This is a genomic window from Sphingobacterium sp. BIGb0116 (assembly GCF_024808035.1).
Classification (GTDB): Bacteria; Bacteroidota; Bacteroidia; order Sphingobacteriales; family Sphingobacteriaceae; genus Sphingobacterium; species Sphingobacterium paramultivorum.
Window position 1 is genome coordinate 158,666 of the sequence record NZ_JANUDT010000007.1, and the last position, 12,135, is coordinate 170,800.

Genomic DNA, 12,135 nt, shown 5'->3' on the forward strand with positions numbered 1-12,135 from the left:
TTCTATGAATTAAAATGTAACATTAACACCTAAAGAGAAAGTCTTCGCTCTAGGATAAGAGAAAAAGGTCATATTTTGTCCAAATTTACTCTCCCCTTGTGAGGTACTTTCTGGATCATAACCTTTAAAATCTTTTGATGTGAACAAAAATGGATTATTTGCATTCGCATAAACACGTAATCTCGATAATCCTATTCGCTTCAACGCATCAGCTTTGAATGTATATCCCAATTGCATCAAGTTTACACGAAGATAGGATCCGTCCGCAACCCAAGCATCATCCACATTGGTATCCTGTCCCGCATGCCCACCATTGGTCAGATAGATGGCCTGCTGCATGGTATTCGGATTGGAACCATTGTATGCATCTGTCAAAATTTCCTTCAGACCATTGGTAATTCCAAAACGATCATAAGTAGAATGGAAAAATTGCTGCATGACATCCACTCCTTTGACAAATTGCAGATCTAGGGTGAAATCGAAGTTCTTGTAACGGAGGTTGTTAATAAAACTACCTGTCCAATCAGGTAGTCCTTTTCCTATGATTTCCTTTTCTTTTGAACGTTTTGCACGTCCTATATCTTTTATTTCTGCATTTCCTGCGTCAACATCGGCCTGTGTATATACGCCTAATCTTCTATAGCCATAGAAACTATTTAGGTTTTCACCGACACGAATAATGCTATTGGCCCCGCCGACCCAATCATTTTGTAAGATATCAGCGTTGTTCTCGCCTAATTTCAAGACTTTATTTTTGTTATAGTTTCCGTTCAACGATGCTTTCCACTCAAAATTCTCATTGGTCACAATTGTACCTGTAATCATCATGTCTAAACCTTGATTCTGAACAGATCCTATATTCTTATAAACCGAATTAAAGCCGGTTGCCCTTGGTAGAGGCGCCTCCAACAAAAGATCTGTCGTTTTCCGACGATAATAAGAAATATCAAAGTTTAATCGATTTTTTAGTAATCCCAGTTCCACCCCAAAATCAAACTGGGCCGTTTTTTCCCATTTTAAATCCGGGTTCGAAATCGTGTTCACAAATGAATATGGAGCCCTAGCATTATTCAGCAAGATTGTTCCAGCGTCGACGATTGACAACGACTTATAGGGGTCGATTTCGGAGTTACCTGTCAAACCGTAACTTGTATGTAATTTCAAATTACTGATTGTTTCGTTGCCTTGTAAAAATTCCTCATTGGACACATTCCATGCCAAACCTAGTGAAGGGAAAAATGCATATTTATTGTTCTTACCAAATTTAGATGAACCATCATAACGGCTGGTTACCGTTGCTGAATAGCGATTATCATACGAGTAAGCAGCTCTTAAGAAATATGAATTCATCGCCCATTCATTGACATTAGACTCGAGTCCAGAAGGAGTGATGCCCAATCCCATGTTATTATACTCGTAAAAATCATCCGGAAATCCCTCTGATCTCATTTTATCGTAATCATACGTTTTCTTTTGCCAAGAGAGACCTGCCATTGCATTGATCCGATGTTTATCGAATTGCTTATTATAGGTTAGATAAGTTTCTTCCTGCCAATACAATGTATTTGTATGGGTACGTTCTGCCCAGCCATTCGGCCTAGAAATATTATTTAACAGCTTTGAAGAATATCCCTTATAATCTTTTCTATGGTGGTCAATCCCTAGTTGTGTTTTCAAATCCAAACCATCAGCTAGATGAAATGTTAATGCCGCATTTCCAAAAATTTGTGTATTGTAGCGCATTCGTTTTTGCAAATCTAGAATGGCGACGGGATTGGACATACCTTCAAAACCCAATTGTTCTGCTACAGTCGATGACGACGAATTCGTATAGAGACCGTCCTTATCATAAACTGGATACCAAGGAATCATCTCAATCATGGTACGACGAGCTTCCTGTCCACCACCATCTTCTGGAGTATAACGTCCCCAAGTGTGATTAACGGTTAAATTAATTGCTGTAGATAACCAGGATGTAGGTTTTGCATCATAAGCCATTTTTGCATTTATCCGCTTGTTCCAGGTATTATTCATGATCCCTTGTTGGTCGGTATAATTCAAAAATGCACCAACAGAAGATTTTTCATCACCTTGTTGTACATTTAGTTGATGATTATGTGAGATAGCTGTACGTGTTGCCTCTTTCTGCCAATCCGTATCATACAGTGGATTACCATTTCCATCAAAATAGTTTGCATCATTAAACCAGGTCTTTTTATCCAAAGACCAAGATTTTCCTTGGTATTTGTTTTCATTCTCCAATCCGATCATAAAGGCATCCACCCATTCCTGTGCATTCAGCACATCCATGTAGCGTTGAGCAGAGCTCACTCCAGCTGATCCTTGATAACTAATTGTTCTAGATCCGTCTTTATTTCCACGTTTTGTTGTTACCAAGATAACGCCATTTGCACCACGTGCACCATAAATCGCTGCAGAAGAAGCATCTTTTAAGACCTCAATATTTTCGATATCATTCGGATTCAACAAATTGAAATCTTCCATCACGACTCCGTCGACAACGTAAAGAGGATTGGAAGACGAGTTGATCGTAGCCACACCACGGATAACGACTCTATTTCCATATGCTCCAGGTTGACTGGAATTAGAAAAGATATTCACCCCCGAAGCTTTTCCCCTCAAGGCATCTAAAGGGCTAAAACTCTGATCTTTGATCATGTCTGCCCCTTTGACCATGGCGATAGAACCTGTCACATCAGATTTACGCATTGTACCGTAACCAACAACGACAACCTCGTCCAATTGGCTTTGATCATCGTCCAATTGTACAGAAACAGTTGCACCGGAAACAGTAACTTCTTTGGCTTTGTAACCAATGGAAGAGACGACCAATACATCCCCCGCTTTAGCATCCAATGTAAAATTACCCAAGGCATCAGATTGTGTGCCCTTTGAAGTACCTTTAACGGCGATGTTAACTCCTGAAATTGGTTTTCCAGTAGCATCCAATACTTTTCCTTTAACTTGTTGCTGCACATGGTTTACTTCTTTTACGAAGGATTTGCCATCGTAATTGGCAGAAGTTCCGACTGCGGCATTGACTTGTTGGAAAGTACCAGCAATGACAGCCAATGAGAAAAATAACTTTGATTTTTTCCCAAGCTGCGCAAGTGATTTTACGTCAACTTTGCTCATATTAATAGTGATTTGGTTTATAAAAACGTTTTAGCAAAAAGATGCTTAGAACGTCTAGTTTAATTTAGTTTCCCTTAATTGATGGTTTTAAAATCGATCTGCTTTCTTAAAATTGCATATGATACTCCCCTTGCTTTCATTTAACAGAAAACATAAGGTTTCAAAATGTCTATGGGATTATTGCCGCATAGCATCTGTAATAAATTAAGCTAAATCGCTTTTGCTTTTGTTGTAAAATTTTTTGGTTTCCCTATTTTGGTTCTTTAATTGTCTTTTTTATTACTTATTGGTTCTTTAATTGTTTATTCGTTATTGTTTTCCCTTTTGGTTATTATTTCTTGGTTTTAACGTGCTATTAAGTTGGAAAGATAGCACTTTAATTTTACTGGGGAAAGATTTATTTTCAAAACCTTTCCCCAATAAACTAAATATTTCCTTTCTTCATCTCGCTGATCGCATAATCGACAGATCGTGCCGAAAATGCCATATAGGTCAATGAAGGATTTTGTGTTGATGTTGAGGTCATACTTGCACCATCTGTGACAAAAACGTTTTTCACAGCATGCATCTGATTCCATTTATTCAGTACCGAAGTTTTCGGATCGTGCCCCATACGTGCTCCGCCCATTTCATGGATATCTAAACCTGGAGCCTGCCAGTGTGAATCCGGGCGAATGTTTGTGAAGCCAGCATCCGTAAACATTTCCGTCATGATAGCAATGTAATCTTTTTTCATTTTTTCATCATTCTCATCATAATCGACAGCAATTTTTAACAAAGGAATACCCCAGTCATCTTTCTTACTGCTATCCAATGAAACCATTCCTGATTCTTTTGGTATTGTTTCACCCATCATGTGAGATCCAACCTGCCAAACACCTAATTTAGGATTCAACAAATTGTTTTTCAGATCTAGCCCTAAACCTGAACGATCTGACTCTTTACTACGTGAAGCTCCGAAGCCAGCGGCATAGCCCCTTAAAAAGTCTGTTTCCTGTTTGTGCAAGTTTCTGAAACGTGGAATATACCCTCCACCTGCGGGATTCCGCCCTTCGGCCGTAAAATCCAACAATCCTTCATACTCCGCATAAATGCGTGCACTATAGTTGTGAAAGGCAACATATTTTCCGAGCACACCACTATCATTACCCAAACCATTTGGAAAACGGTTCGATTTAGAATTCAATAAGATCAAATTGGTATTGATTGCAGCCGCATTGACAAAAATCAATTTGGCATAAAAATCAATTTCCTCTTTTGTATTGGTATCTATAACACGTACACCGACTGCCTTTCCCTTTTGTTCATCATAGAGAATCGAATGAACAACCGAAAATGGACGTAGCGTCATATTTCCGGTTTTGGCCGCCCAAGGAATTGTCGTTGCATTGGAACTGAAATATCCACCAAAAGGACATCCTCGCTGACAAAGTACGCGATTCTGACACTGTACACGTCCTTGTTCGATGTGAATCTGATTTGGTTTAGATAAGTGTGCACAACGTGCTGAAATAACTTTGCGCTCCGGAAATTTCTTTTGGACGCTTTCTTTAAAATACTTCTCGACAATATTTAATGGGTACCCTGGCAAAAACTCGCCGTCTGGCAATTCAGGAAGTCCATCGTGATTACCGGCAATACCGGCAAATTTTTCGACATAAGCGTACCAAGGTGCTAAATCAGCATAACGTATCGGCCAATCTACGGCAAAACCATCTCTCGCTGGCCCTTCGAAATCAAAGTCAGACCAACGTTGCGTCTGTCTCGCCCATAATAACGACTTGCCACCAACTTGATAGCCTCTGATCCAGTCAAAAGGTTTCTCTTGAATATAAGGGTGTTCCTTGTCTTTTACAAAAAAATGGGCCGCATCTTCATGGAATGCATAACATTTGCTGACAATCGGATTTTCTTCTTTTACTTTGAAAGGCATTTCATTCCGATGTTCAAACTCCCAAGGCATCATATTGGTGGTTGGGTAATCCTTGATATGTTGTACATCACGTCCACGTTCCAAAACCAATGTTTTCAACCCCTTCTCGCACAACTCTTTTGCGGACCAACCGCCACTAATTCCCGAACCGATCACGATCGCATCGTAGGTTCTGTTTTTTTCACTGTCAATATTTAGATTTGCCATCTGCTATTTATGCCTTAACTTTTACCGCACCATTGTACGGACCCGGAATAAGTTTATAGATCAGTTTATTCTTCATCACGTATTCTGAGTTCATATACCCCTGAATTGCACGCGATTTGAAGGTCTCAAAAAAAGCCTTCTCGTCGGTTTGGTCTTTTAACCCCGCCAAAGTGGTCTCAGTCTCTTTGCTATTTTTTAAATTCAACTGTTTTCTCAATTTGTTGAAACCAGCGACAAATTTAGCCTGATTTTCTGGCGACTCACAGTCATCCACCATTTTAATAACGAAAAGATGTAAGTTCAGATCCTTTCCTCCCGGTGTATCCGATTTCGGAATCAGGATGTTAGCCAGATCGCCCAAAAATTGCTCATCTTCCGCCGAAATCTTCAGCTTATTTAATACAATTGATGCACCTCCATCATTCAGACAGGACGACAAAATTGTCAGTCCGCCAGCTATAATGAAAAATTGCTTTATTGCGGTTCTACGGTTCATAATCAGAGTTCCCTTTACAATTCGGTAATATTACATATATCCGAATAAAAATACAAATGCTAAAACGATTAAATTATTTTACAACCCTCAAATCCATTGCGCCAACAGGTCTTTTGCCTCAGATAAGTTTTCCACAATGTTATCAACAGCTGTTAGTCTAGCACGTTCTACCTCCTGTTTCGTAACTGCAATCAACTGCGTCCCTGCTCCCAACGCCGATGTACTTCCGGTCGATGTATCCTCGATAGCCACACAGCGGTCAGCTGGTAGACCCAGATTTGTTAATGCCAACAGATAGGGTTCCGGATTGGGTTTTGGCAACTCCACACACTCACGCGTGACAAAAAACTCAAAATAATCCAAAAGCTCATGCTTGCCCAAAACAGTATCGACTGTGCTTCTATAACTCGAGGTCACAAGCCCAATACGGATATCTTCTGCTTTCAAAAAAGCTAAAATTTCTCGTGCTCCAGGCATCAATTCAATATCGCTCATATTAGAATCGGCATAGGCCGCACGTGTACGCTTCCACATATGTTCTTCCGTCACGTCGTAGCCATAGTCCTCGGTAAGACGCTTGACATTATGTGCTAAAGTATGTCCAGCAAAATCGCGAATCCAATCTTCATAGTTGATCTGAAGGTTAAATTCCTGTTTTAATATAGGTGCCCAGTTTTTGAAATAGAAATATTCCGAATCAATTAACGTACCGTCCAGATCGAACAATACCGCCTGTATTTTATTCATAGTGTTAAAGATACACAAGTAGGTGGAAAAATCCTATTAAATGACGCCACAATACGTAGAATTTGAGAATGCACCATGATAGGTATCCCAAAAACCGATGTAGACATGATAATCAGCTTTTTGGTTTAATTCAACCGGTACGTCCACAAAACATTGGCCATCCCTAGCAGATGCAACTGCTAATTTTAACGAGCAGAAATCTTTTAAGCTAACGCATGCTAGATTTAACTTATAAATTTCATCATCATACACCGGGTTTGGTATCCATTCCAAAAATATACGACCTTCATTCACACTTACCTTAGTACCCGCGGGCGGTATTAGATCCCCCACAAACACATTCAAATTTTCAAAATTCACAACAGGATTATGATCGGCATCAAAAGCCAGTACATCATTGAAAACATGTTTTTGCGCGAGCTGAAATGCACCATATTTAGATCCATTTTCTTTTTTTAGCCCATAGCCAAAATCAAAAACTGCTTTGTTCTCCGAACAAAATTTTCCGATAGCTTTCATTTTTTGACGATGTAATCGCTGAGCTTCAGTCGGAGGTTTACTGCTTTTTCTCCTTGCTCCCCGAATAATCCATTGCCCCATACGATTGTATCCATATATCGAACCAACTTTACCTCGAAAACCACCATTGGGTCCATCTTCTACTATAGCCATATTTTAAGTTTTTTGTTTAATTATCATCTTAACAATGACCTCTTAACAATCGATCTATATTAATGTTTGAATTACGTTAGGTATAAACTAGTATTAGATTAGGTATAGTATAGTTTTTAGTTAGCTATAACCTATACTATACCTAAATAAAACCTAAACAAAACCTAACTAAAACCTATATAAATAGTTACTTTGATAGCACGTACAAAAGCAGTTGTTTTCCTTCATTTTTGGATAAGCTTTGGACATTTATTAAGTTTGTTGTGGTAAACGAAAACTAATGTATACCGAGTATGAATGCACGACAAGCTTTTAGAAGATAGCCATTACGTTCGTTAGCATAGCGCATTCCGGCCAAGTATAGGTAGTTCACAAATAGCATATAGTACTTTCTAATACCGCCTCAAACGTACACGCGATGAAAACCGAGCTCATGAGTTCGCAAGAAATCTGAAAGCTTCATTGCCTTAAAAATTTATATAATGAAAATAATTGCAATCGGTCGCAATTACATCGACCACGCGAAAGAGCTCAATAATCCAGTCCCCGAGAATCCCATTATATTTTTAAAACCTGATACTGCGGTATTAAAGGATAACAAAGATTTCTATTACCCGGAATTCTCCAAAAATATTCAGTTCGAAACCGAAGTTGTACTCCGGGTCTGTAAAGAAGGAAAACATGTGACACCAAAATTTGCATCAACATACTTCGATGCAGTCGGTCTGGGGATTGACTTCACCGCAAGGGATGTACAGCAAGAACTAAAAGCAAAAAGCCTTCCCTGGGAATTGGCAAAAGCATTTGACCATTCTGCAGTGATCAGCAACTTGATTCCTAAAGAAGAGCTTGCAGATGTGAACTCGATTGATTTCTCCCTGCAGCAAAATGGGCAAACAGTTCAGCAGGGAAATACCAAGGACATGATTTTCTCCTACGAGGATCTGATTGTGTATACCTCCAAATTTATTACCCTCCGCAAAGGGGATCTCATTTACACAGGTACGCCTGTTGGTGTCGGTTCCGTTGCCATCGGCGATTTATTGGAAGGTTTCATCGGCGAACAGAAGATGTTTAGCTGTAGAATTAAATAAGTTGGGACATCTTATGACAAAAAAAAGAATAGCATTACTGGCCATCCTCACTTGTATGACAGGTTTGAGCCAGGGACAAGATATTATCAAAAGCCGCAATTATCCACAAAATTATTTTGTACGGCCCATGGACATTGCGCCGCAGGCTTCAGGATCGTTCGGCGAATTGCGCGCAACGCATTTCCATGGCGGGGACGATTATCGGACACAACAACGCATCAATATTCCTGTGCATGCAGCGGCGGAAGGTTTTGTATCCCGCGTCAGGGTACAGATAGGTGGTGGTGGTAATTATGTTTATATTGATCACCCAAATGGTTACACCTCGGTATACATGCACCTAGAAAGTTTCAATTCGGATCTTGCTAAAATCATCAAAGATGAGCAGTACAAGCAGAAACGTTTTGATGTAGATGTATTCCTCAAACCAAATCAGGTCCCGGTGAAAAAAGGCGAGTTTATTGCAAATTCGGGCAATACAGGCGGGTCTGCAGGTCCGCATCTTCATTTTGAAATCCGTGATACAAAAGCGCAGCTACCACTCAATCCACAATTGTTCGGACTACTCTTTCCGGATGGTGTAAAACCGATCATCCGCGGCATGACGGTCTATGATTTAGGCTCCGAACTGTTTGATGAAAATACGCCCCGCAGACATCAAACGATCAAATCCGTTGGTAGCGGCAATTATAGTTTAGCAACAAACGCCCCCATCTCTGTGAATGGCACCTTTGGGCTAGGCATTAACACGGTTGATAAACGCAGTGGTATCTCATTTACCTATGGTGTCTACTCGATCGAACTTTTTTTGGACAACAAAAACATCAGTACGGTGCTGTTTGAATCGATCCCTTTTGACCAGACACGTGCGATCCAGTCTTACGTCGACTACCCTTACTTAAAAAAGTCCGGTGTACGCGTTCAAAAAAGTTTTAAAGATCCAAACAATCCGATCAACATCTATAAACATCTGGACAACCTGGGAAAAATCGAATTGAAAGATAATGAGGTCCATGATGTCAAATATGTTGTCAAGGATGTTCAAGGGAATATGAGCGAATTGAATTTTAAGGTGCAAAACAACCCTTCACTTTCCATCAGCCGTACAGGTGCAACAGGCCTCAAAATGTTCCACTATGCTGACGAGAATAAATATGAAGCGGAGAATGCTCGGGTTTATATGAGCAAAAATATATTGTATGACGACCTTTACTTCAACTATTCGCAGGGAGCAAAACCTGCAAAAGGCTACTCGGCAATGCACTATATCCACAACGCTTATACACCGGTATTCGGATACTACAAACTCATGATCAAACCAGACTACAGCTTGTCTGAAAATCTTTATGACAAAGCTTTGATTGTTTCTTCCGACGGCGGAGCACAGGGAGGTAAATATGAGAACGGTTGGGTCGTGGCCAATGTTCGCGAGTTTGGCGGTTTTTATGTTGCTGTTGACACCATTGCACCGAATATTGTCACACGTAACCTGACCGACGGAAAGAATGTGAGTGGACAGCAATCCATTGACTTTACAATCAGCGACAATCTCTCTGGAATAGATACTTTTGACGCTTATATTGATGGAAAATGGGCCTTGATGAAATATGATCCTAAAACGAGACATATCTGGCACGACTTCGAACCCGACTTAAGCAGTGGCCGACATGAGTTTAAACTCGAAGTGAAAGACAATAAAGGAAATTTAAAGACATACGAAGCTTCTTTTATGAGGTAGCCCCCTAATTTTTGGCAATAAATCAGGGGGTTCAAGAGATTAATCGTATCTTAATCGACTAAATACAATGTAATATGGCAACACTAGAAATAGGACAGAAAGCACCGGATTTCAGTGCAAAAAATCAAAATGGTGAAACAGTCCATCTTTCAGATTTTAAAGGGAAAAAAGTTATTTTATATTTTTATCCAAAAGACAATACACCAGGCTGCACCACGGAGGCCTGCAATTTCAGAGACAATTATCAGTCTTTGAAAAAAGATGGTTTTGAAATCATAGGCGTAAGTGTGGACGGCGAGGCATCGCACCAAAAATTCATCAGCAAACATGAGCTTCCTTTTCAGCTGCTTGTAGATGAAGACAAGAGCCTTGTAGAGGCCTATGGTGTATGGGTCGAAAAGAACATGTATGGCAAAAAGTATATGGGCACAGCACGTACCACTTTTGTGATTGATGCAGATGGCATTATCGAGCATATCATCAAAAAAGTAGATAACAAAAATGCGTCTCAGCAGATCCGTGATTTAGGCATTTAAAGAATACCTCTTATCAAGAATCTTATATCTAAAATCTAAAACTAATATCTATATTTGCCACTTATGAGCAAACAGACAGACGACTTTTTCAAAAGTGTAGTATCACACGCGAAGGAATACGGTTTTGTATTTCAATCGAGCGAAATATATGACGGATTAAGTGCCGTCTACGATTACGGGCAATTAGGTTCGGAATTAAAAAACAACCTAAAGACTTATTGGTGGAAATCCATGGTGCAATTGCACGAAAACATTGTTGGTATTGATGCCGCAATTTTCATGCACCCTACGACATGGAAAGCCTCTGGTCACGTTGATGGCTTTAACGACCCGATGATCGACAATAAGGATTCAAAAAAACGTTACCGTGCTGATCAATTGATCGAAGATAAGATTGCACGTTATGAGGCAGATGGCAAGACAGCAGAAGCTGCTGTATTATTAGACGCTTTGAATACCGCATTGAATGCAGACGATTTAGCTGGACTAAAAACCATCATTGAAGAACATAATATCGTATGTCCGGTTTCAGGTACCAAAAATTGGACTGAAGTACGTCAATTTAATTTGATGTTTGCAACTCAGATGGGTGCTATGGCAGATGGAGCAGATCAAGTTTATCTTCGCCCTGAAACTGCACAAGGTATTTTCGTCAACTTCCTGAACGTTCAAAAGACAGGACGTATGAAAATTCCTTTTGGTATTGCACAAATTGGTAAAGCTTTCCGTAACGAAGTAATTGCACGTCAGTTTATCATGCGTATGCGTGAATTCGAGCAAATGGAAATGCAATTTTTCTGCCGCCCGGGTACTGAATTGGAATGGTATAACAAATGGAAAGAGACACGCTTGAAATGGCACTTGGCATTGGGCTTCGATCCTTCAAACTACCGTTACCACGATCACGATAAATTAGCGCATTACGCAAATGCTGCAGTTGATATTGAATTCAACTTCCCATTCGGATTCAAAGAAGTTGAAGGTATCCACTCGCGTACAGATTTTGACTTGAAACAACATCAGGAATTTTCTAAAAAGAAAATGCAATATTTTGATCCTGAAATCAATCAAAACTACATTCCATATGTAATTGAAACTTCAATTGGATTGGATCGCCTTTTCTTAACTGTATTATGTAACTCTTTGGTAACAGAAGATCTTTCTACAGCAGAAAAACAAGATTCTCGTGTTGTATTGAAATTTCCACCAGCATTGGCACCGGTAAAAGCTGCAATTTTACCATTGACCAAAAAAGATGGTTTACCAGAAAAAGCACGTGAGATCCTAAATACGTTAAAATTGGATTACAATGTTCAATATGACGAAAAAGATGCCATTGGAAAACGTTACCGTCGTCAAGATGCAATCGGAACACCAATCTGTATCACAATCGATTACGATTCATTGGAAGACAACACCGTAACTATCCGTCACCGTGATACGATGGCACAGGAACGTGTTGCCATTGCCGATCTTGAAAAAATATTGAATGACTTGGCTGGTTGGAATACCTTGCTAAAAAAATTGATATAGCCAATCCGCTATCACAGAAAAGG

At 39.8% G+C, this 12,135-nt stretch carries 9 protein-coding genes; 4 read left to right on the top strand and 5 right to left on the bottom strand.

Features of this window, described 5'->3' with window-relative positions; translation table 11 throughout:
* Positions 1-9: 9 nt before the first annotated feature.
* From M2419_RS17175 to M2419_RS17195, 5 genes are all read right to left on the bottom strand, one after another.
* A complete protein-coding gene (locus M2419_RS17175; RefSeq protein WP_259255447.1) occupies positions 10-3,156 on the bottom strand; it encodes a TonB-dependent receptor in 3,147 nt (1,048 codons plus the stop codon).
* A gap of 424 nt (positions 3,157-3,580) precedes the next feature.
* The gene (locus M2419_RS17180) at positions 3,581-5,296 is read right to left on the bottom strand and encodes a GMC oxidoreductase (RefSeq protein ID WP_259255448.1); all 1,716 of its coding nucleotides are present in this window, start codon (positions 5,294-5,296) and stop codon (positions 3,581-3,583) included.
* Between the two features lie 7 nt (positions 5,297-5,303).
* Positions 5,304-5,792: a gluconate 2-dehydrogenase subunit 3 family protein gene (locus M2419_RS17185; protein ID WP_259255449.1), complete on the bottom strand. Its 489-nt coding sequence runs from the start codon at positions 5,790-5,792 to the stop codon at positions 5,304-5,306.
* A gap of 87 nt (positions 5,793-5,879) precedes the next feature.
* The gene (locus M2419_RS17190) at positions 5,880-6,539 is read right to left on the bottom strand and encodes an HAD family phosphatase (RefSeq protein WP_259255450.1); all 660 of its coding nucleotides are present in this window, start codon (positions 6,537-6,539) and stop codon (positions 5,880-5,882) included.
* Between the two features lie 36 nt (positions 6,540-6,575).
* The gene (locus M2419_RS17195; protein WP_159727377.1) at positions 6,576-7,211 is read right to left on the bottom strand and encodes a DUF6266 family protein; all 636 of its coding nucleotides are present in this window, start codon (positions 7,209-7,211) and stop codon (positions 6,576-6,578) included.
* A gap of 482 nt (positions 7,212-7,693) precedes the next feature.
* Here M2419_RS17195 and M2419_RS17200 point away from each other — a divergent pair, with 482 nt between their 5' ends.
* The 4 genes from M2419_RS17200 to M2419_RS17215 all read left to right on the top strand — a co-directional run bounded on the left by M2419_RS17200 (position 7,694) and on the right by M2419_RS17215 (position 12,112).
* The gene (locus M2419_RS17200; RefSeq protein WP_153844293.1) at positions 7,694-8,305 is read left to right on the top strand and encodes a fumarylacetoacetate hydrolase family protein; all 612 of its coding nucleotides are present in this window, start codon (positions 7,694-7,696) and stop codon (positions 8,303-8,305) included.
* A gap of 13 nt (positions 8,306-8,318) precedes the next feature.
* Positions 8,319-10,043, top strand: a complete 1,725-nt coding sequence (locus tag M2419_RS17205; RefSeq protein WP_227550056.1) for a M23 family metallopeptidase — start codon at positions 8,319-8,321, stop codon at positions 10,041-10,043.
* A gap of 74 nt (positions 10,044-10,117) precedes the next feature.
* On the top strand, positions 10,118-10,579 hold the full coding sequence (gene bcp / locus M2419_RS17210; RefSeq protein ID WP_153844294.1) for a thioredoxin-dependent thiol peroxidase: 462 nt from the start codon (positions 10,118-10,120) through the stop codon (positions 10,577-10,579).
* Positions 10,580-10,642: 63 nt separating this feature from the next.
* Positions 10,643-12,112: a glycine--tRNA ligase gene (locus M2419_RS17215; protein WP_153844295.1), complete on the top strand. Its 1,470-nt coding sequence runs from the start codon at positions 10,643-10,645 to the stop codon at positions 12,110-12,112.
* The last annotated feature ends 23 nt before the right edge of the window (positions 12,113-12,135 follow it).

Bases quoted from the DNA above. Each gene is read 5' to 3' on its own strand.
- M2419_RS17175 (WP_259255447.1), bottom strand. From the start codon at position 3,156: ATGAGCAAAGTTGACGTAAAATCACTTGCGCAGCTTGGGAAAAAATCA.
- M2419_RS17180 (WP_259255448.1), bottom strand. From the start codon at position 5,296: ATGGCAAATCTAAATATTGACAGTGAAAAAAACAGAACCTACGATGCG.
- M2419_RS17185 (WP_259255449.1), bottom strand. From the start codon at position 5,792: ATGAACCGTAGAACCGCAATAAAGCAATTTTTCATTATAGCTGGCGGA.
- M2419_RS17190 (WP_259255450.1), bottom strand. From the start codon at position 6,539: ATGAATAAAATACAGGCGGTATTGTTCGATCTGGACGGTACGTTAATT.
- M2419_RS17195 (WP_159727377.1), bottom strand. From the start codon at position 7,211: ATGGCTATAGTAGAAGATGGACCCAATGGTGGTTTTCGAGGTAAAGTT.
- M2419_RS17200 (WP_153844293.1), top strand. From the start codon at position 7,694: ATGAAAATAATTGCAATCGGTCGCAATTACATCGACCACGCGAAAGAG.
- M2419_RS17205 (WP_227550056.1), top strand. From the start codon at position 8,319: ATGACAAAAAAAAGAATAGCATTACTGGCCATCCTCACTTGTATGACA.
- bcp (WP_153844294.1), top strand. From the start codon at position 10,118: ATGGCAACACTAGAAATAGGACAGAAAGCACCGGATTTCAGTGCAAAA.
- M2419_RS17215 (WP_153844295.1), top strand. From the start codon at position 10,643: ATGAGCAAACAGACAGACGACTTTTTCAAAAGTGTAGTATCACACGCG.